The 21,343-nt window shown below is 38.7% G+C and carries 22 protein-coding genes; 10 read left to right on the top strand and 12 right to left on the bottom strand.

What is annotated here, in order from left to right; all coding sequences use genetic code 11:
- The first annotated feature begins 224 nt into the window (after positions 1-224).
- The 6 genes from MSG95_RS11520 to MSG95_RS11495 all read left to right on the top strand — a co-directional run bounded on the left by MSG95_RS11520 (position 225) and on the right by MSG95_RS11495 (position 5,743).
- Positions 225-1,151, top strand: a complete 927-nt coding sequence (locus MSG95_RS11520) for a DMT family transporter (RefSeq protein WP_077166035.1) — start codon at positions 225-227, stop codon at positions 1,149-1,151.
- A 68-nt stretch (positions 1,152-1,219) separates the two neighbouring features.
- Positions 1,220-1,627, top strand: a complete 408-nt coding sequence (locus MSG95_RS11515; RefSeq protein WP_077166034.1) for a RidA family protein — start codon at positions 1,220-1,222, stop codon at positions 1,625-1,627.
- Between the two features lie 18 nt (positions 1,628-1,645).
- Entirely contained in the window at positions 1,646-2,836 is a 1,191-nt protein-coding gene (locus MSG95_RS11510; RefSeq protein ID WP_077166033.1) for an MFS transporter, read from the top strand.
- 595 nt (positions 2,837-3,431) lie between these two features.
- Positions 3,432-3,716: a hypothetical protein gene (locus MSG95_RS11505; RefSeq protein ID WP_324624788.1), complete on the top strand. Its 285-nt coding sequence runs from the start codon at positions 3,432-3,434 to the stop codon at positions 3,714-3,716.
- A gap of 134 nt (positions 3,717-3,850) precedes the next feature.
- A complete protein-coding gene (locus tag MSG95_RS11500) occupies positions 3,851-4,522 on the top strand; it encodes a hypothetical protein (RefSeq protein ID WP_309171758.1) in 672 nt (223 codons plus the stop codon).
- A gap of 18 nt (positions 4,523-4,540) precedes the next feature.
- Positions 4,541-5,743, top strand: coding sequence for a helix-turn-helix domain-containing protein (locus MSG95_RS11495; protein WP_161416856.1), 1,203 nt, complete (start codon positions 4,541-4,543; stop codon positions 5,741-5,743).
- A 117-nt stretch (positions 5,744-5,860) separates the two neighbouring features.
- Here the strand turns inward: MSG95_RS11495 and MSG95_RS11490 are convergent, their stop codons facing one another.
- The 5 genes from MSG95_RS11490 to MSG95_RS11470 are packed head-to-tail and all read right to left on the bottom strand — an operon-like array spanning position 5,861 to position 12,492.
- Positions 5,861-8,959, bottom strand: a complete 3,099-nt coding sequence (locus MSG95_RS11490) for a type I restriction endonuclease subunit R (RefSeq protein ID WP_309171759.1) — start codon at positions 8,957-8,959, stop codon at positions 5,861-5,863.
- A 57-nt stretch (positions 8,960-9,016) separates the two neighbouring features.
- Positions 9,017-9,577, bottom strand: coding sequence for a hypothetical protein (locus MSG95_RS11485; RefSeq protein WP_004863605.1), 561 nt, complete (start codon positions 9,575-9,577; stop codon positions 9,017-9,019).
- A gap of 26 nt (positions 9,578-9,603) precedes the next feature.
- A complete protein-coding gene (locus MSG95_RS11480; RefSeq protein WP_212750100.1) occupies positions 9,604-10,200 on the bottom strand; it encodes a restriction endonuclease subunit S in 597 nt (198 codons plus the stop codon).
- Positions 10,201-10,210: 10 nt separating this feature from the next.
- Entirely contained in the window at positions 10,211-10,942 is a 732-nt protein-coding gene (locus tag MSG95_RS11475; RefSeq protein ID WP_324645068.1) for a restriction endonuclease subunit S, read from the bottom strand.
- Entirely contained in the window at positions 10,939-12,492 is a 1,554-nt protein-coding gene (locus tag MSG95_RS11470; protein WP_324645067.1) for a type I restriction-modification system subunit M, read from the bottom strand. Before MSG95_RS11470 ends, MSG95_RS11475 begins: the two co-directional genes overlap by 4 nt.
- A gap of 352 nt (positions 12,493-12,844) precedes the next feature.
- Here MSG95_RS11470 and MSG95_RS11465 point away from each other — a divergent pair, with 352 nt between their 5' ends.
- Positions 12,845-13,012 (top strand): YhfG family protein, encoded by a 168-nt coding sequence (locus MSG95_RS11465; RefSeq protein ID WP_005032665.1) that lies wholly within the window; start codon positions 12,845-12,847, stop codon positions 13,010-13,012.
- Positions 13,013-13,024: 12 nt separating this feature from the next.
- Positions 13,025-13,621, top strand: a complete 597-nt coding sequence (locus MSG95_RS11460; RefSeq protein ID WP_309171536.1) for a putative adenosine monophosphate-protein transferase Fic — start codon at positions 13,025-13,027, stop codon at positions 13,619-13,621.
- 98 nt (positions 13,622-13,719) lie between these two features.
- Here the strand turns inward: MSG95_RS11460 and MSG95_RS11455 are convergent, their stop codons facing one another.
- The 7 genes from MSG95_RS11455 to MSG95_RS11425 all read right to left on the bottom strand — a co-directional run bounded on the left by MSG95_RS11455 (position 13,720) and on the right by MSG95_RS11425 (position 18,760).
- Positions 13,720-14,619: a hydrolase or metal-binding protein gene (locus MSG95_RS11455; protein WP_309171537.1), complete on the bottom strand. Its 900-nt coding sequence runs from the start codon at positions 14,617-14,619 to the stop codon at positions 13,720-13,722.
- A gap of 138 nt (positions 14,620-14,757) precedes the next feature.
- On the bottom strand, positions 14,758-15,801 hold the full coding sequence (locus MSG95_RS11450; RefSeq protein ID WP_309171538.1) for a lambda-exonuclease family protein: 1,044 nt from the start codon (positions 15,799-15,801) through the stop codon (positions 14,758-14,760).
- 142 nt (positions 15,802-15,943) lie between these two features.
- A complete protein-coding gene (locus MSG95_RS11445) occupies positions 15,944-16,990 on the bottom strand; it encodes a DUF932 domain-containing protein (RefSeq protein ID WP_309171539.1) in 1,047 nt (348 codons plus the stop codon).
- Between the two features lie 91 nt (positions 16,991-17,081).
- Positions 17,082-17,384 (bottom strand): hypothetical protein, encoded by a 303-nt coding sequence (locus MSG95_RS11440; RefSeq protein WP_309171540.1) that lies wholly within the window; start codon positions 17,382-17,384, stop codon positions 17,082-17,084.
- A 119-nt stretch (positions 17,385-17,503) separates the two neighbouring features.
- Complete coding sequence (locus tag MSG95_RS11435) at positions 17,504-17,884, bottom strand: hypothetical protein (protein WP_002116664.1); 381 nt, start codon at positions 17,882-17,884, stop codon at positions 17,504-17,506.
- An 11-nt stretch (positions 17,885-17,895) separates the two neighbouring features.
- Positions 17,896-18,480, bottom strand: coding sequence for a hypothetical protein (locus tag MSG95_RS11430; protein ID WP_106985858.1), 585 nt, complete (start codon positions 18,478-18,480; stop codon positions 17,896-17,898).
- Between the two features lie 19 nt (positions 18,481-18,499).
- Positions 18,500-18,760 carry a hypothetical protein gene (locus tag MSG95_RS11425; protein WP_087540846.1) on the bottom strand — a complete coding sequence of 87 codons (261 nt, stop codon included), beginning with the start codon at positions 18,758-18,760 and terminating at the stop codon, positions 18,500-18,502.
- 689 nt (positions 18,761-19,449) lie between these two features.
- Here MSG95_RS11425 and MSG95_RS11420 point away from each other — a divergent pair.
- Together MSG95_RS11420 and MSG95_RS11415 are read left to right on the top strand one after the other, a co-directional pair.
- Positions 19,450-19,596: a hypothetical protein gene (locus MSG95_RS11420; protein ID WP_309171541.1), complete on the top strand. Its 147-nt coding sequence runs from the start codon at positions 19,450-19,452 to the stop codon at positions 19,594-19,596.
- Positions 19,597-19,751: 155 nt separating this feature from the next.
- The gene (locus tag MSG95_RS11415) at positions 19,752-20,897 is read left to right on the top strand and encodes a hypothetical protein (protein WP_309171542.1); all 1,146 of its coding nucleotides are present in this window, start codon (positions 19,752-19,754) and stop codon (positions 20,895-20,897) included.
- The last annotated feature ends 446 nt before the right edge of the window (positions 20,898-21,343 follow it).

Raw genomic sequence — 21,343 nt, 5'->3', positions numbered from 1 at the left:
CTAATTTCTCATTGTCAAAAACATTGCAAACTGCAATGTTTCCCCCATGTGTATTCTTTGTACAGAATTTGGATTCTAATTGAACTTTTTGAAAATACCACCCACTATTTATTTAATAAATACCCATATTTTGAACTGATGATTCACGATATTTGACTTGGAGTGTAGTATAGGAAGATTTTTCTTTTTTTGCAGACAATAGTCTCTCTTATACAGTCCTGTATATGAAAATTTCTTTATCTTCGTTTCAAATTGGGTCTTTTTTTGCGCTTTGTTCTGCTTTTCTATTCAGCACAAAAGCAATCTTTATTAAACAGACTTATGCCCTTTCTCCATTAGTAGACGGTACAGTCCTGATGGCTTTACGCATGTTAAGCGCTTTACCGTTCTTTCTACTCATTTGCTGGTTCAATAGGCATCATAATCAGGGCATAAAAAAGAAGGATTGGCTAATTTTAATTTTTGCTGGTCTATTAGGCTACTACTTCGCTAGTTGGCTCGATTTCATGGGTCTCATGTTTATTAGCGCCTCTTTAGAGCGGATTATCTTATTTTTATATCCAACACTTACCGTGATCGCATCAAGCCTGCTCTATAAACAAAAATTAGATGTAAAAAGTTTATTCGCCATTTTTCTTAGTTATGGTGGAACCGTATTGGTGATGCTTCAAGAGCATAACAATGCACCAATTCAGGGCAACTTTTGGTTAGGAACAAGTTTTGTATTTGCAAGTGCTGTAGCCTTTGCTGGTTATTTACTGCTAACTCCACCATTAATTAAAAAATTTGGTTCTTGGAATTTCACAGGCTTAGCGCTCACTATCGCCTGTATTGGTGCATTAACGCATTACGCTTTGAGTACGACTCACCCTATTCAGCTTATATTACAACTTCCTTCAAGCGTCATTTGGTATGGGGTCGGCTTAGGCTTTTTAGTCACCGTATTACCCACCGTTATGCTCATACAAAGCATTGAACGTCTGGGCGCATCACAATCTGCAATGATCGCTTCGATTGGACCGGTTTTAACAATTTTACTTGCCGTTCTTTTCTTAAATGAACATCTTAATATGTGGCAATGGGTCGGCTGCCTACTCAATATTGTAGGTGTCATGATGATTACGCTTAGAAAGAAAAGACTAAAATACTAAATCTGCTTGACCTCAACTTAAGTTGAGGTTGGATACTCATCTAAATTTTACTGAACGGTTGAGTTCCAATGAATAAAGAAACTTTTAAAATCATAAATCCCTCTACTTTATATAACCCAACACCAAATGCTTACAGTCATGTTGCCGTAGTCCAAAATTTTAACAATATTATTCATGTTGCCGGTCAAGGTGGTGAAGATTCAAAAGGTGAGCTGAGCTCAAATTTTCAAGAACAAGCCACTCAAGTTTTTAATAACATTCAACATGCTTTAACTACGGCAGATGCAAAAATTTCTGATATTGCTGTTTTAAGAGTTTTAATTGTTGACCACTCGGATGAAAAACACCAAATTTTAATTAAAATCATGCAAAATCTATGGAAAAATCATCCTTTTCCAGCCTGCACGCTCATTCCTGTGCCACGCCTTGCATTAGAACGCATGCTTATTGAAGTTGAAGCAACGGCATATACTTAATAAAACTGAGAGAACATCATGTCTACCCCTGAAGATATCAGTCAAAATAAACCTTTGCTTTGGTTGATGGCAGCAGCATGTGGCTTATGTGCAGGTGTGAATTATTACTGTCAGCCACTAATTCACTCTATTCAGCAAGAGTTTGCAGTAACTCAAGCACAAGCCGCTTTAACAGTAACATTTGCTCAGGTGTCTTATGCCCTCGGTTTGCTCTTTATTGTTCCGATGGGTGACATCGTCAATAAAGCTAAGGCTATTCCATTTTTAATGGTGCTTTGCGCAGTTGGCTTATTTACTTCTGCGTTTGCTGTTAACTTACCTATGCTCTGGATCGGTACAATTTTGGCAGGCTTGTTTTCTGTTGCTGCCCAAGTTCTTATCCCACTTGCAACCATGACGGTCAAACCTGAAAAAACGGGTGAGATTATTGGCTTTTTAATGAGCGGCTTATTGGTCGGGATTTTACTCTCTACTAGTCTGGCTGGCTTATTTTCCAATCTTTTCCATTGGAAAGTAGTGTATGTCGTCAGCGGTATATTAATGCTTTTATTGGCATTTACTTTAAAAAGTCGCCTACCTTATGTATTGCGTATGAAAATGAACTATGGACAAATCTTTGTTTCAATGGCTCAGCTTTTAAAGCAAGAGAAGCGACTATTATTAAGAGCGCTTACTGGTGCCTTCGCATTTGCAGCAGTCAGTATTTTGTATTCCACTATCGCACTACTTCTCACCTCAGCACACCATTTGCCAGATCTATTTATCGGACTCGTTCCTCTAGTTGGTATTTTTGGGGCATTATCAACGCGTTATATTGGTAAATACGCCGACCAAGGCTATACAAAGTTACTTACTTGGATGGGTTGTGGGCTGTTCTTGGTAAGCTGGGTTTGTTTCTATTTTGGACAAACTCTACTCTTCGCTTATGTTATTGGATTTGCTTTAATTCAATTAGCACTCGCACTTGTTCACACCAGTAATCAAAGTATTATTTTCCGCTTACGCCCAAATGCTAAATCTCGTATTAATGCTATTTATATGACCACTTACTTTATTGGTGGTGCAGCCGGTTCAGCATTAGGAATTTTTGCTTGGAATCATGGTGGGTGGAGCATGACATGCCTTGCTGGTGTGGGACTCGTTGTATTTTGCATTTTGTTTAGTGTGATTGATGCTTTCTTACAAAAAAAGCAGCTGGCTCAGTCATAAGCTAACTTTTTAAAAATCATCTTTCTATCCCCAACTCAAGGTCGGTTATAAATTATACGGCTAAAAGCCTCTGTCGATTCAAGGCTAAACCCCGTATAATGCTGCCCTTTCTTTAATTTAGCGACTTTTGGGTCTATTGATTATGCAATCACTTCAATCGTTACAACCTCATATTTCTGTCGCACCTATGATGGATTGGACATAAAAATAAAAAAATACATTAAATATCAATCCAATAGATAAATCAGAAATTATTATGGTGCAAAATTGGTGTAATTGTAGAAGATTTAGAGAGTGTTTTTATTTGTTGTTGATATGTCTTAAGTTATCCGCATTCCAACAAGCTACTTAAGCTATATCAAATTACCCCTATATTGTCTCATTGTGGAAGAATAGCCAACCTAGAGCAACTCTCTCATCAAATGATATATCCTCTTAGCTAATGACCGCCTTTGAACTCAACATTGTTTATCTATGCTTTTCTTTTGAGCGACAAGCTATATTGCACAAAACCAAATAAATTTTTAGACTCAAGTACCCTCCCTATTTCAACAAAGAAAAAATGAAAGAAAAAATTTTAGCCTTTGTAAAAAAAATGAACGGTCATGTTTCATTTGTAGAGTTACAAAATCAGTTTCCTGAAATAAAGGGAAATGAACATTTCGGACAAGAAAGTTTTAACTTATTGTTCTGGCCGAATGTAACGATGGAATTTATTGAGTCAATCAATACCCTAATAAAAGAAAATAAACTGAAGTTTGCGCCTTGCGAACCATTACTCTATACAGGAGATGGCGTAATTTTTGACTTTCCTGTCGCAAAAGAGTTCAAGAAATATGCCACTCTACGTTGGTATCCAATGGTTTTTAGTGCTGTTTGAACCTATCTTAGGTCAGTTTAAGTACTGACCTTTGTACTTCATATAGAATAATTTTTAATATTAAAACATAAAATACATACATCATACGAAAAAAATATGATACATTTTGACAAAATCATTCGAGTCTTAAACTTATGGATATTAATGAGCTCCGTCCACACATTCAAAGCCGAATCGCTCATGAATTTGGTAATATTTTTTTAGACAACCTAGAGTTTTCTATAAAAAATAAACTATTAGAAAAAGATTTTTTTATTCAAGAAATTTTTGACTCTCCAGAACTTGCGAAACAAGAAAGTCCAAAATATGAACCAGGTTTGATAATGGATGCTCTTAACTCTACAGCAATAGATGCTGGTCACAGAGCTTCGGTTGAAGATACAAAACCCAAAGGTCATCAATTTGTGCAGATGACAACCAACTCTTGTCATGTCGTTATATCTAGAAGAGATTCAAAAAATACTAGAAATGCTCATTTTTATATAGAACAAGCTCGGTCAAATATTGGTCTTGTAAAAGATCATCAAAGTGATCTTTTAATTAAAGCTCTTCTTAGTGAAGAAGCAGAGCTTGATGACTTACTATTTGTTTGTGTAACCACTTATTGGAATTCAGATTTTGAATTACTCGATCTAGATTTCATAATTCCACATCCAATTGAAAACAGACCTATTCTACATTTTAGTTTAACAGAACTTAAAAAATCTGCCTTAGAACCAATGACTGATGTCGCAGAAGAACCTATACTCGCGATCAAGAAGCGCCTTGAACAAGCTGATGATGATTCTCGCGCTTCAAGTGAGTAAATATTGGAGGTACAGACGATGTTGGGTATAGATAAGTTCGAGCCAGAAAGGTTGAAACTTGCCCGTCAAATGTACGATGACTTAAGTAAGACTGCTTTGGCTACAATGATTGATGTAGCACCATCTACTGTTACAAAGTGGGAAGATGGTACTCATAGCCCTCAGCCAGAGGTACTAAATAATCTAGCTGAGGCTTTAGGCATTCCTTTACATTGGTTTATTCGTAAAATTCCAAATTACGGTAACCCTTTATTTCTAAATCGTGCAAAAAAACGTGTGCTTAAAGCACCTTGTTTTAGATCTAATGCAATGCTAATGAATTTAGCAGAAGTACATGCTATCGCAGATGAATGGATCTCTTTTCCTAAAGTTGATTTGATTACAGCTCTATCTAGAGAAGAGGCTCTATCATTGGATGATGGAAAAATTCAGTTACTGGCGGAGCAATTACGTACTCATTGGGGATTAGGCTCTTCCCCTATCCCAAATTTAATGAAACGTATGGAACGTGCTGGTCTTGTAGTTGCTAGATTTGAGATTGGTTATGAAGAGATGGATGGTACATCCGCTTGGATTAATGATAAGCCTTATATTTTTATTGCTGCCGATAAACATAACTACTTTAGGAGTAGGTTTGATTTAGCACATGAGTTAGGCCATATCGTAATGCATAGATATCTCACTGAGGAAGATAAGAAAAATTGGTTCGATAAGCTTGAAAAACAAGCTCACTATTTCGCCAACTGTTTTTTATTTCCAACGAAAGCCTTCATTGCGGAAACGAGAAGTCGTATTTCATTAGAGTCCCTGATGCTACTTAAAAAGCGTTGGGGGATTTCTTTAGCTGCAATGATATATAAAGCTAAGGATTTAAATATTATTTCTGAAGATCAGTATTCCAAGCTTTGGAGAAGTTACCGTTATCGTGGTTATACAAAGTCAGAACCTTACGATACTGAAACTACTCCTGAAGAGCCTAATCTACTTAAAAATACGATCAAGATGTTGCTTGAACAAGGAGGATTCGATAAAGCTAATATTATTGATAAATTCGGCCTAAAAAAACATTTAGAACTGTTAGCGGGATTACCCAAAGGCTTTCTAGATGATGATTTTGGTCAAATAATTAATATGAAGCCCACAACCATCAAATCGAATCAACTTGAAAGTTTAACGCAATCAAGCAAATCTGCGGAGATCATTAAATTCTCACGAAACTAAAAATCCCCCCTGTTAAATCAGGGGGGTATTTTATCCATAAAAGGTAGCGAGAATTTTTATATATTTCCCATATAAACAACTGATAAATTAGAAATTTTAAGCTATTGATATATCATGTTAAATACTCCCTCCAACCCCTTTAAACTTTTCAACCAGCGCTGCTATTTTTTGAAAAATGCTCTGCTTTTTGGTTAAGTATTGTGGGTTTAATGGACTCATTTTAGGCAGAATAGCATTGAGCTCAGTGCCATTATCACTGGCAAATTCCCGTTTCAGCGAGGTCGCAATATAACGTCTCGCTGCATCTTCATTCAACTTCTCATCATCGATCAACTCTTTTACTTCACGCTGTTGCTCTACTTGAGCAAAAGTAAAAAAAGCATCTATCACACTGGCCTTATCACCAATCTGATCTAAATCAGTTTGATTAATAAAATCGACCAACAAACTTTCTTTGGCACGATTGCCAATGCTGGCACGAATCACGCGACGTACATCTTCAACCAGTGAGGCTTTATCCTTCACTTTTTTATTGTTCTCAAAAATTAGCTCTAGAATGTAATCTAAATTGATTTCTTGTGATTTGAGCAAGTCCACTTCAAAAACCACATCATTCCAATCAATGCTTGATTTTTCTTTTTGTTCTGCCGACTTCTCCCGACGTATCCAGTCACGGATATCGTTATAAGTAGATCGGTAATCTTGAATTTTCCGCTCAGCAGGCATTTGGATGCTTTGTAGCGCAGTCAGGCTCTCATCACTTAAGTAATACTTATTCTTGAATGCTTCCACTGCCTCAGAGTCATTCATATCCACGGTTTGTAGTTCTTTTAAACTGGCATATTCATCATAGTTTTGCAGCACATTTTCGACACGCAAATATTCACCAAAGAGTTTCGCAAAAGCTTTCTTGTCTGATTCTTTGAAAATTGCATCAGGATTTGGAAAGCGCTGCTCTAATTCTGTTACTACATCTACAAAGCCCCGACGTGCTTCACCTGTAACAACATCTGTAAAGCCTTGCATGTATTCCGTGTAACTTTTTTCGAGCACCACGTTTTTAGTATTTGTATCACCAAACAAGGTAATCGCATCAATGGTTGCTTGCTCTAAATCACGGAAGGTAACGATATTGCCAAAGGTTTTAGTCGCATTATAAATACGGTTGGTACGTGAATAAGCCTGCATCAAACCGTGATAACGTAAGTTTTTATCAACAAACAATGTATTCAATGTTGGTGCATCAAAACCAGTTAAAAACATACCGACCACAATGAGCAAGTCTATTTCTTTAGCTTTTACTTGTTTGGCTAGGTCACGATAATAATTTTGAAAACCCTTACTATCCACACTAAAGTTAGTTTTAAACAAACTGTTATAGTCAACAATTGCCGCATTTAAAAACTCTTTTGCGCTGCTGTTCATGGCTGAGACATCAAAACTTTCATCTTGAATATCACCTACAGCATCTTGTTCTTCATTGGCTGCAAAGGAAAATATCGTGGCAATTTTTAACGGTTTATCATTATTTTTCTGTAAGTCATTCAACGATTCATAATACAGCTTTGCTGCCTCTACACTGCTAACGGCAAACATCGCATTAAAACCTTTACTGCTTGCTTGCAGGCGGTGAGTTTTCTGGCGGAAATTATTCAGGATGTACTGGCTAATCTGACGAATACGATCAGGATGTAATAAGGCTTGTTTGTTTTCCGCTGCTGTGAGCTTTTTCTCATCCTGTTCAGTTTCAATCGCTTTAAATTGTGGACGTACATCGTTGTAATCCACTTTAAACTTCAGCACTTTTTCATCACGGATTGCATCAGTGATAACATAAGCATGTAGTTCACGACCAAACACGCTCGCCGTGGTTTCAGCACTCAGCGCATTTTGCGGAAAAATGGGCGTGCCTGTAAAACCAAACTGATAGTACTTTTTAAACTTCTTTTTCAGATTCTTCTGCGCTTCACCAAACTGGCTACGGTGACATTCATCAAAAATAAATACCACTTGCTTATTATAAATTGGCAAGTCAGCTTCACTTTTCATCAGATTGTTTAGCTTTTGGATAGTAGTGACAATAATTTTATTATCATCTTTATCCAGATTTGCTTTTAAACCTGCGGTACTGTCCGAACCATTGACGCTATCAGGCGAAAAACGTTGGTATTCTTTCATGGTCTGATAATCGAGATCTTTACGATCCACCACAAAAAAAACCTTCTCAATAAAATCTAGCTCAGTGGCCAAACGTGCGGCTTTGAAGCTTGTTAAAGTTTTACCTGAGCCTGTGGTATGCCAAATAAAACCGCCACTTTCCGTTTTGCTCCAGTTTTTCGCCTGATACGAACTTTTGACTTTCCACAAAATGCGTTCAGTCGCAGCAATTTGGTAAGGGCGCATCACCAATAAAGTATCACTGACATCAAACACTGAGTAATGCAACAGCACATTCAGTAAAGTATTTTTTTGAAAGAAAGTCGCAGTAAAATCTTTTAAATCTTTAATCAAACTGTTATCTGCTTTCGCCCAGTTCATGGTGAAATCAAATGTGTTTTTATTACGTGCTGTAGTATTGGCAAAATAACGGCTATCGGTGCCATTGGAAATCACAAACAACTGTAGGTACTTATACAAGGAGTTTTCACTATTAAAGCTTTCCTTACTATAACGGTGTACCTGATTAAAGGCTTCACGAATGGCAATGCCCCGTTTTTTGAGTTCGATCTGTACCAATGGTAAGCCATTGACCAAAATGGTGACATCGTAACGGTTTGCATGACTGCCTTTTTGTTCAAACTGTTTAATCACCTGCACTTTATTACGAGCTATGTTCTTTTTATCTAGCAGATAAATGTTTTGAATACGTCCATCGTCAAAGACAAAATCATGAATATAATCATCATGAATTTTGCGGGTTTTATCTATAATACTGTCGCTTGGTCTATCCAAATAAGTTTCAACAAAACGCAACCATTCACCATCTAAAAACTGTACGCCATTCAATACTTGCAGTTGCTCACGTACATTGACTAGCATTGCTTGAGCATTGTTTAAAGCAGGTAGATATTCATAACCTTGATTAACCAAGTCTTGAATCAGCTCTCGCTCTAAATCCCCTTCGCTTTGGTAGCTGTCCACCGCTTGCCATTCTTTGCAATATTTGTCTAAGACAATAAAATTATTGGTTTCAGCAATCGGTTTATAGTTGGTCATGGTTTTGATTCCACAGATTTTTTATCAAGTAAAATAGTTCAAAGTAATTGTTAGTTTTTAGATAAAGTTGCGTTTAAATTTTTCATGATTTTCAATATTGCTTTGAATATCATCGTGATTCCAGATTTGCAATTCCCAAGGAAAATAAAAATTACTTCTGTTTTTAAAGTAAATATGTAAACCTCGATAGCCTTCTTTGTCCCGCAAATACCAGTTTTTAAGGTTTAGTTCATCTTGCCAGTCATCTAGCAAATCCATCACGCTGTTGATTTCTTCAGTCGTTAAAATAATACGTGCACCAAAAATATCATTCAGCCAATTGTTTACAGGGTATTGGTCTTCACGAGCAGAATAGCGCTGGATTTTGTCATCAATACTTTCACGGGTTTTGACACGATAAAAATATTTGATGTCTATATCCGCGGTCATCAGATAATCATTGATGCTCTCATGCAAAGTTAAGCGATATTTATAAATATGCGAAACAGGCACATGTCGAATGGTTTTAGACAAGTTAATTTTCTCAATTTTTCCTTGTTCAAAATAATCCTTGGAAAAATGATGATGTAAGCGATTAATTTCACCGATGAGTTGTTTAACTTGACTAATTTTATCCATGTTTTACTCCGCAGATGTCAATGCACTTAGGCTGATGATTGAGGAAAACTTAACAGTAAATCACGATAATACTCGTACTGCTTTTGACGCAGTTCAATTTCACGCGGTAAACCTTCGGTAAGAGAGTTAGCCAAAGCATCAAAATTATCAAGAATAGATACTATACGCTGTTGCTCGGCTAAAGATTTATTAGCATCGTCAGGATGTGGAATAGGTAATTTAACTTGTTTAAGGGCATTGGCATTAAATTGTGGCTGCCCTCCGCCTGAAACTAATTTATTAGCTTGATCCCAAAATAAGTCACTTTGTGCAAAATGCCAATAATATTTTGGATTAACGATTTTCTCATCAAAGCTTAATTTAATTAAAAATCCTGCATAAATTGCAGGATACTCCTCCTCAAAAATCATTGTTTTGCCGAAAGTTGCACCTGTTCTAGCCATGAGTAAATCATTTTTCTTTAGAAAATATTTTTCATTTTCGTCAGAAATATTCACATACTTTGGTTCTTCTTGTATCAGTTTACCATTTGCATTTATGTCTGTAATTCTCACGAAGCGGGCATCTCCAGAATCTTGAGCCTTCGCTGCATAGCCGTAGGTAAATTCACCAATATTCCCCAATGTCTTCCACTCAACCTCTATCCGCCGTCCGATCTCGTCCGATCTCGTCCGATCTCGTCCGATCTCGTCCGATCTCGTCCGAAGACGATTGTGCTTCGCCCATATCAAATGTCAACAACTTATCTCTAAAATATTGATATTGTTGATTTCTTAGTTTAAGCTCCGCAGTCAGCTCCGCAGTCATAGCGGTAAATGCATCCAAGATTCGTACAATTTCAGCTTGAATTTCAAGGGATTTTTTTGGGTTATCTGGGCATGGGATGGGGATTTGAAATTTTCTAAAACCATCCATATCTACAGAGGCAAAACTTGACATCGTTGTATTTTTTTTACACCATTCTGCCAATAAAAAACAGTAGTAAAAAATAAACTTCATATCAAAAACTTTTACATAACTATCTTTCAAACTTAAATTGGTAAACCTTTGATTTGCTAAATATGGAACAGTAATTAATGCGTGTTCGCCAATCGTAGCCGATGTTGAAATTATGATGGAATTAGCGGGAAATAATTTCCCTCCTTTTACGGCTGTTTCCGAAATTTTTTGTAATGAGTCTCCAAGGATTTGACCATTCTCACGGATGTCATCCATCCTAAACCACGGAACAGAACCGTTTTCCCAAAATTCTTTTTTTGATGTCGATGGTGTATAGCCATTTTTCAAATGAAATATTTCTGAAACTGCTTTCCATTCAACCTGTGCTCCATTAAGTAGCTTTTGCATAAAATCTGTATTGTTCATGCCATGTCCTCACCTTCAATCTCCGCCACTATCGCATCAATCTCTTTACGAAGTTGGTCAATTTTAGCCACCGTCGTTTTTAGCTCAGCATTCAGTTGGACAATATCCACCTTTTCACGGGTGTCTTTAGCTTCCACATAACTACTAACAGATAGATTGTAGTCGTTAGATTGAATCGCATCGAATGAGACAGATTGAGCAAAATATTCGATATTGGCTTTGCTATCGAATACCTGCATAATCTGTTCAATGTGTGCATCAGTCAAAATATTGTTATTGGTTTCTTTTTTAAATAAGCCACTGGCATCAATAAACTGAGTTGTATTTTCGGTTTTATGCTTAGACAGCACCAAAATATTTACAGCAATGGTCGTGCCGTAAAATAAGTTCGATGCAAGTGAAATGACCGTTTCAACATAGTTGTTATCGACCAAATATTGACGAATTTTCTGCTCAGCACCACCACGGTAAAAAATCCCTGGGAAGCACACAATCGCCGCACGACCTTTAGCAGACAAATAACTTAACGCATGCAACACAAAAGCAAAATCAGCTTTAGACTTGGGTGCAAGTACGCCTGCGGGAGCAAAGCGTTCATCATTGATTAAAGTGGGGTCATCCAAACCAATCCATTTCACCGAATACGGTGGATTAGACACAATCGCATCAAATGGCTTGTCATCACCAAAGTGTGGTTCTCTTAATGTGTCACCTAACTGGATATTAAACTTGTCGTAGTTAATGTTATGCAAAAACATGTTCATACGTGCAAGGTTGTAGGTGGTATGATTCAGCTCTTGTCCCCAAAAACCATCTTCAATAGTATGGGCATCAAAGTGTTTTTTGGCTTGTAAAAGCAAAGAACCTGAACCGCAAGCAGGGTCATAAATTTTATTGACCGTTTTTTGTTTATGCATAGCTAACTGAGCAATTAATTTAGATACATGCTGTGGCGTAAAGAACTCACCGCCTGATTTACCTGCATTGGCAGCATAGTTAGAAATTAGAAACTCATACGCATCACCAAACAGGTCAATATGACTGGTATTAAAGTCACCAAAATCTAGCCCAGCTACGCCCTTGAGCACAGCAGCCAAACGGATATTTTTATCTTTAACGGTATTGCCCAAACGGTTGCTGGTGGTGTCAAAGTCAGCAAATAACCCTTTTATATCCTGCTCCGACGGATAGCCATTGGCTGAACTTTCAATACTAGCGAAAATGGCAGCTAAATCGGTATTCAGACTTTCGTTCGTATTAGCACCTTTGGCAATATTGCTAAATAATTGACTTGGGTAGATGAAATACCCCTTAGTTTTAATCCCATCATCTTTGATCTCTGCCGTAATGACTTGATCAGAAAGTTCAGCATATTGAATGCTGTCGTCACCGCCTTCTATATAACTGGAAAAGTTTTCACTAATAAAGCGATAAAACAGCGTACCCAATACATATTGTTTAAAGTCCCAACCATCCACTGCGCCACGGACATCGTTGGCAATCTGCCAAATTTGGCGTTGCAGTGCTGCGCGCTGTTGGGTACTGGTCATGGAAACATCCTAAAAAATCGTTGTTAAGAAAGTCTAGCTCGTGGTTTTTAAAACTTTACAGCTCAGCTTAATCCCCTAATCCACTTTCCTAAGTAAAACAACTTAAAAGAGTATGAGAGATTGTTCATATGTTAAATAGCTGTAGATTCGAGCTGCATATGCGTTATTCAATCTCTTTCGTGTTGCGCATAAACAATGCAATAAAGTCTAAAATCGATAAGCAGAAGGAGTTTAGCAAAAAATCAAGTTTTTTAGCGAACTTCGGTGTTAAAAAGTCATGAACTGTCGCACTAATATATGGCTGGATTCTCTGCTATACTTATTTTAGTTGTTAAATTGATGGAGTCTCAAAATGCTTAAGACCACCGAACAGAAAAAAAAATATATTCAAGAGACGCGTTTGCAAAACTACCAAGCTAGTCTCAAACTTGAAGGGATGACCACACTAGGGAACCCAACCCAGCTTAGCAAAGCACAAATTTTGCAAAAATATAAAAAGTATTCGCAAACTGAAAGCTAATCGGATAGCATTATGGATAAATATGGGGAACTGGGGGACAGCCTATATTGCTACTCTGGTACAAGTATTTTAAAGAATAAACTCAATATCCGTGATGAGCACATCTTAGAGCAAGCCGAACTTGAACTATCTGGTTTATCTAGTAGTTTAATTGACTATGCAGAACCACCATATAACCTACAATACTTACAAGCCATCCATACCCAGCTTTTTGGTGACTTGTATGAATGGGCAGGACAACTTCGACAAATTGATATTTCTAAAGGTGATACTCGCTTTTGTACATTTTCCCGTATTGGAATTGAAACAAACAAACTGCTCAATTCACTTCAACAGCAAAATTACTTTCAAGATCTAGAGTCGAAATATTTTATACCTAAACTTGCTGATTTGTATTGCGAACTCAATGTCATCCATCCGTTTCGTGAGGGTAATGGACGTACCCAACGTATCTTCTTTGAACACCTAATTGCCTACTGTGGCTATGGCATTGATTGGTCGAAAATCAACTCTAAAGAACAATGGGTACAAGCAAATATTGAAGGCTTTTATGGTAATTTGCAGCTATTAATTCAAATATTTGAATCATGTCTTACCCTACCAGACTAAAAAATAAGGGAGCCAAAGCTCCCATCAATTAGTGGCTAGCCAACTTGTTCGCAATCTATTAATTGACTTACCAAGCTGACTAGATAATTCAACTGTGTTCAATTCACAGCTCTAACACTCTGCTGCAACCCCTGCTGAATCTCCTGCACATAGCTCAATTGCGCTGAATGCTCTGTATCTACAGCACTGTGACTATGTGGATAAAACTCTTCTAGCAATTCCATCCCCTCCTCTGCATACACTTCAAACTTGGCATTGGCAAAACCCTGCCGCGCAATCTGATCTAATGCCGCCTGATCAAACCCCGCCTGCTTCCCCTGTTGGTCAATCTCCTTGGCTGTCTGAATCGCGGTTTGCAAATCCACGCCTTCCCGTAACGTTAAATCTACGTAATACACGGGCTGACGATAGCTTTGTGTAGTGGACTTGCCTCTCAGCGTGAGTTGTAAAGGTAGGCATGAAAGTAAGCCATTTGATGCTGCATGGTAATAACTGAGTCGTGCCGCCAAAGTCCGAATACTATTAAAGCCCGTGGTTCTAAAGATGAATGTCCCGAGTTCATCCGACTCATCTAAATTGACATACAAACGCCCATAAGGTTTACAGTTACCTCCTTGTGCCAATGGACATAAATCAGGGGATGGGCATGGATGTTGTTCTACCCCTTGATTAGTCAGTCGTTGGCAGGTTTCTCCATTCCCAACACATACAGGCCTACCCGTTTGACGGTCAAATAAACTGTATTCCGCCCGTAGATTCAGTTCAGGATCATTAAAGATCATACGAACTGGAATAGCCCGTAGTTTTTGATTGGGTGCTTTAGCACGTAGTTGCTCATCGAGTGGATGTTTCACCCAACCACTATCCTTGTTTTGGATTTGGCTGGTAATGGTGAATTGGTCATCCTTTTCAGGGATGCGCTTGCCGTTCTTTTCGACAACCTTGCCGATACTGATCCGCCCAAGAATTGGCGGTGTAATGGCTAGACCTTTAATCATGGTGTTTTCCTCTTCTGCTTAAATGTGTTGCTTGGTTAAAATAAAATTTGCATAAAAAAATCCCATGCGCTGAGGCATGGGATTCTCGGATATTGGTTGAGTGTTTTGCTTATGAATTGAACTTAGGCTAAATCTATTTCAGTCAGCATCGCTATAGATGTTAAAACGCCGTGTGCCCTGCTTGCTTTGTGGAAATTGATTGAGATATTCAGGATGCTGTTTGAGTAATGCCTTACTATCTAAGCTGATTGAGTCTTTCGATTTCTTCCACGTCACTGAACCCGCTTTGAAGGTGGCACGTTCAGCCTGCTGCATCTTGGCTTGAAGTTGGTGCTTCAGCAGATCAAACTGCTCCTGATGCTTGTCAATTTGGCTCCGAGCTTGAAGCAGTTGCTCAAACTGTTGATTGGCTTGCTCATCCTCAGATAGATCCGTGGTGCTGAGCGGTACATGTTCAGGATAGAGTAGCTGTAAGGCTTTAGCTGCGGATTCACTGGCATCGGCTTCAGGTGGCGTATCCTTTTCCACACAGTCCCAGAAGTAACGCTCTGCATTCACAATATGCTGAATCACCGATTCGCTACGCGTTACTTTAAAGATGCGAGTTTCATGTCCACAAATCAGTACGCAGATATGAGCTGCTTTCTTGCCTGTGACTGCCAATTGATGTTGTACCTGACAGAGTACGTATAACGGTACACCATCTCGCCACAGCTTGGCCCCATATTCCCCTGCGGTTTTACATTCCAGAATTTGTACATCTGCATCCCCAACTACGGAGTAATCCAGATTCGCCAGCATGAAGTGCTTGTCTGGATCAGGATGTTGTAATACCGCATTGACTCGACGTACTTTGTAGTTGGTATGCATGCTGTAGTATTCTGCCACTAAAGGCTCAAGCCTTTTCCCCCAGTACAAGGGTGCATGGCCTTCACTTTCATCTTCTATATTTTGTAGAATACGTCCAGTCTTAATCATCCATAGTTCGAGCATCGACATATAGGGATTGAGGCCACACGCCGCGGCACAGTCACTACTGCCAATGCCCTTGCGTCTTACTTCTAGCCATTCGGCCTGACTTAGGTTTTTGGTCTCCACAAAGCGTTTTGCATGGAGGAGTTTAGGGCGATGAATATGGATATTTGCTCGAGTGGGATGAGGTTGAATTAAAACTGAGTTCATATAGATGTCCTCTGATTATTAAATTTTAGGCATAAAAAAGCCACATCTGGAGATGTGGCAAAGAGGTATTTGGATTCAAGGAGATTTTCAGGATCATGTTGATCTGATGTGATTATTTTAAATTCCGAATCTGAATCTAAACTTAAACAATCAAGCGTAATGCTTGTTCCAGTCCACGTTGTTTTAAGCCTGCCCCTGCACCGAACCATGCTGAATCTAAACGATGATCCTGACTCATCGCTCGACGTTCGTGATCGGCAAATTCGGTGATACTGCAAAGTAAGCCATACGCCGTATCTTTGGCTGAGCTGAGTTCTGCCCCACGGCCATGTCCATTAAACATAGTCATGACCTTAGACATTGCTCGGCCATTTGGTTCCGTCTTGTTGTCAGCTTTATTGGATTGGCTCCCTTGCGTTGCTACATTGCGATAGAACTGAATAATACTGTCATCCTGCTCGGTTGGACTCAGACTGCTATTGTTAAACACCGCATCGAAATACGCTGCTGCTTCAGTCTGTGTGACTTTACGCTGACTGAGCTGTTTCATTTCATACATGTGCTCGTTCCATGCTCGCACTGAAATACCCAATTGCTGTTTGATCTTCTGGGCATCGAACTTGGTACTGTGTGGCACTTTGACCACACCTGCACTCGCGCTCTGACCTTTGAGGGCAATGGCTAGAGTATTGTTACACACCACGCGAATACTGGTGAATTGCGCTGTAGTTGCCAGTGTACCGTCACACGCCGTAGCCAAGAGAATATAACCATTGCTGACATCTTTGCCTTTTAAAGCAGAAGTCTGCCCTGTTTTGGCTAAAGCCCAGAATTTCTTACCACCTTTCAGTACGCCTGCGGTTTCCAGTTCAAAGCCTGATTGTTCAGTCAAGTCTCGATAGAATTCTAGAATCTCTCGGGGTTGGACTTCCTGATAACGCTGACTGACCACCGATAAAGGCGCATGCGTATCGGAACGGTACAAAACCCGCTGTTCATCATGCGGTAGGATTAAGCTTTGTCCTTTATGGTTTTCCGCCATATAACTGACATTCGAGCTTTCGATCTGCCAGTCCATGCCTGCTTGCTTGGCCCAGACTTCGATCGGTTGGTTCGGTGTGAGTTGATTGCCCAAACCATGCCAAGGGGTTTGACCTACATAAGCCATTTGTTCAATTTGATGTGCCATTGTGAATATTCCTAAAATGAAAATGTAAAGATGTGGTGTAAGGTTTTAAAGAATGAAGAATGCGTGCATGTAAATGTATATATCGATGTAACTATTGCTTCACCCATGCAAAGGGTTGTTGGCAATCCAAGCAGACATACTGCTCGGCATTGCTGTAATACTTTTCAAAGTAGTACTGACTAACCACCACCAGTACGCCGCCGATCACCACCCCGACGGCTGCACCGAAGAGCGGTGAAAAGCCTGACTTGCGAGCGACCTGCATGCCAAACATCGCTATCTGTGTTGGTGAAATACAGCGTTGTAACTGTTCGAAGTAGTTGGCGTGGGCGTTGCCTGAATCGGTCTGTCTGACATGGCTAGACTGACAGTAGGGACATTGAATAAAGGACATTGATATTCCTTGTTAGATGAATTCAGTGCGAAGAGCTGAATTAAGGGCATAAAAAAACCGTGCCCATTGAGGACACGGTTTGATTTAGATTTTGATTTGTCGTGGAGAGTCGAAGGCCGTTATTGAAAGCTATATCTTGCAGTGCCTTTTTCCGTTTCAACATCAACACGCACTACGTTGTCATAGCCACAGCCTGTTAATTTCAGTCTTAAACGCAGACCCATTTTAAAATGCTGTGGATATTCCAACGATCGACGATAGCCTTCATAACTGCATTCACCGTTGTTGATCAGCACATTGGTGACATCAATCGGATCTGCACTGTTAGAACGGATCGTCAATACTGTAGCGGATTGATTTTGTGCATACCAGTTACTGGTATCTTTGACATCGAGTTCTACCGTAAATGTATTTGGATCAAGGCCAGAATTACAGCCACCCATTAACATTCCTGTCGTTGCAGTCAATGCGAGTAGGATCGGTTTAAAAAATTGCGTCATAAAATTCATCCCTAGCAGTAGTTATAGCTCACGCCATAATCGCCCGTGTTTAAATCAATACTGACCAGATGAATTTCACAGTCTGTGCCATTATCAAATTTATAAACGTAGTAACGATTACCCGCCTGCTCCGATTCCAGTGCTCCGTGTTCCTGCAAGCTGAAGTCTTTCACTGATTTGCCTGTATCTTTTGCGGCTTTAGCGAATACATAGCGTTGATACTTGTCTATGTTGTCCTGCTCAAACTGAGGCAGTTCGTCATAAGGCAGCATCGACAGTAAGGTATCGACAGACTTTAGGTTTTTATCAAACTCAAAGCTGAGTAATTCAGGTTCATGACCTGATGGACTCAGACTTTTGCTTCCCGTGGTCAATTCTTTGACATCAATCCCATCCACTTCTGCCGCTGCAATCTCGGTTGAAGCTGGCTCTGAACTGGCAGATTCTAGAGGCTGTGCAGAGCTGGCCTCCAAAGTACTAGCTGCTTGAACAGTTTTTTCAGTTGCATGTTTGGGGCTAAAGAAATAGAAACCTGCAATGCTGATCAAGGTCAGGGCTAAGATTGCCGCCAAGCCCAATATGGTTTTTTGGTTCATCTCAAATGCTCCCCCGTCTTTAGTTGGGTACAGTGACTTGACCATTCTGAGCATTAAAGTGAACGAAGCGTGGACAACCACCCTGAAAGTTCACCGTGAAATTACGCCAACCACGGTTGCCCGGATTGGTTTTATACATGCACTGATACACTCCACCACCCAAATTGCGGGCCTTAACAAAATAGGCTTCGCTGGCTTGTGCAAACCAGCCTGCCTGCGTCAATGATGCGCCTGTAAGCAGTGATGAAATAAGGGCCGTTTTTAGGAATGTTTTAAACATAATCATTTTCTCTTTTTATAGGCATCACTGGTCTTAGTCTTAATCAGAGACAGTGTTCCTAATGTCATAAATGTTGGAATGAATATCTATGTTTTTTTTGAAGTGTTATAGACGATAAAGCACACAAATCTATGCCCCTCAAACAGCATGAGAGATTCATCTTCATATCGGTAATATGTACTTGAAAAAGTTTTATTCTTAGAAAGTCATGGACACAGCTATGCATTGACTGCACAGCATCAGGTCTAATCACCCAACGGCACAAACATGAAAAAAGAGAAATATAAAAGACGGTCTTGATGTAAGCGCATGGCGTACTCCTAGATGGTTTAGAAGTTCTACCAAGTCACTGTCAAATGATGGTGGCAGAACGAGAAAGGGTTGACAGACCAGTCATCTAGGAACCGGCACGCACAAGGCGTCCCTCCCTCGCCCTACCGCAACGAAGGGGGACGAACGAGTTCGCCACCAAAAAATTACTTTTTTGATGTGCTAGATGATAACGGTCTGTCAAAACCGACTGACGATGTAGGTCAGCAGGCTAAGGATAATCTGCGGATTGTAGAGCGTCAAGCAATCAGCTAATACGTAAAAAATTAATGTTATATTGCATCATTTGTAGTATTGAAACCTTAGCTCTTTTTCTGCATATTAATCCAACTAAAATTTTTAATTAAGGGGGATTAAACATGAAACAAGATCTAAATCTTGAACAGCAAGAAGAAGATTACAAAGAAGCTCGCGAAAATGAGATTCGAAAAATTGCTGAATCGGACAATGTTTCATATGAAGTTGCTGCTCAAACTTGGGAAGACCTTCATAGCTCAGGTGAATAAAAATCAAAAATAGCCCTATCATCTAGGGCTTTTTTAGGCCTTCAACTTTAGAAAAGACACGGCGTTAACGCTTTTTTAGTTATAAGTGTCTTACACTCAATTTAATGACTTTTAAGCTAAAATAGTTAAGTATGTACAACTATTGAAGCCAGATTATGCGTATTAAAAATAAACAAAAGAAGCCAGACAACATAACAGATCAATTTGAAAAATTAGAAAGACCAGATCCAACTGAAGCCGATCTAAAATTAGCTGAAAAAAATTTTAGAGCTTTTCTAAAAGAGATGTCATTACAACAAAGTCCCTGTATCTCTGAACTGCACCAGATCAAGACCACTTATAAAGATATAAAAGAAACAAAAATACTTACCCAAATTGAAATTGTGTATTCAGGTAAAAGCTACCCCTACAATTTTCTAAATATTAGAGGTACATTAATCCCAGACTACTTGCATAAAGAAATTTTCCAATGCAACTTTCTCGATGTAGAGATAATGCGTGCAGGTACATACAATTCCAAAAATAGCATTATCCAATTATTTACCGGCATAGTTATAATTTTTTCGACTTGTATCAAATCAATTTTAGTAGAAGTGGTTGATCCGACAATTACCATAGAAGCGAGCTTACAACGCTGCCAAGAAATTATTGATACATATGAGGAAGACCGTCATAAGTCAATACTTTCTATTTTCGAGTATCTAGCAAAAGCCATAGACATATACGAAAAACTTGATTTGCTTGATTCCTTTATCGAAGATCCAGAGGGTGCTAAAAAGCAATACAAAAATGAGCCTTGTTTTATAGATAAATTAAAGTCTTATCGCGAATCAATGTATATAAATTCAGGCATTCACTTAGAACAAGCTATAAATGAATGTATTGCGCTTGGTCTTTTTAAACAATACCAAAGATCTTCGACATCAAATAAAAAAATAGAGAATATACCAGTTATATGTGAAGGACATACTTTGTTAAACAATACAAAGTTACTTAAAAAACTAAATGGCTCATCATTAAATATTGAGGGTAATTTAAAAAAGAAACACAATTTTGAAGCTATTGATCACAAAATTTTAGAACTTCTCAAGCAAGACAAATTCAAGAATAAATATAAAAGCAAGAATGCAGCTGCTGAGAAAATAGCAGATGAGATTGCAAAGGAAATTGAGGTTTTCATGAATAATGACCGAAACAACAATAACCACAATCAGTACATTAAGCTAGAGAACTTACCAACCAGAATACTTAAACTCATCAACAAAAACCCTGCCCTTTACGAACAAATAATCCATAAGTAACTGATTTTAATGTTGAATAAGTTTTTTTAAATTACTTGGACGGCTCATTATTAATTTTTCAATCAAGTGTAAATTTACTGTCATTGGATAGTGTCCTTTCTGCTTCAAGGTAGCTATTCAATTTAATGGGCTTTTCCCATAACTAATCCAACATTTAGGACAGTAAGTATGTACACCGCAATATTTAAAAAACCTTCGGGTTCATCACAAGGTCAAAGTATAAAACCTCGATCAGGCCGAACCTCTGAATTAAGGATAATATTACTATTAAGTATCTATTATCCCAATAGGTGTACTACTTATCATCTGGGTAGTTTGTCTGATCCTAGCCAAAATAATGGACAGTACTTCCCTCTAAAGATAACGTAACGTTAACTTTGGAGATCCAAGAAATGGCCAAACGTTTTAGTGCTGAATTTAAACAGCAAGCAATTGATTATGCACTT

It is taken from the genome of Acinetobacter sp. IK23, assembly GCF_035615275.1.
Taxonomy (GTDB): Bacteria; Pseudomonadota; Gammaproteobacteria; order Pseudomonadales; family Moraxellaceae; genus Acinetobacter; species Acinetobacter seifertii.
The sequence above is the reverse complement of the archived record's forward strand: the minus strand, read 5'-3'. Positions and strand labels throughout refer to the sequence as shown.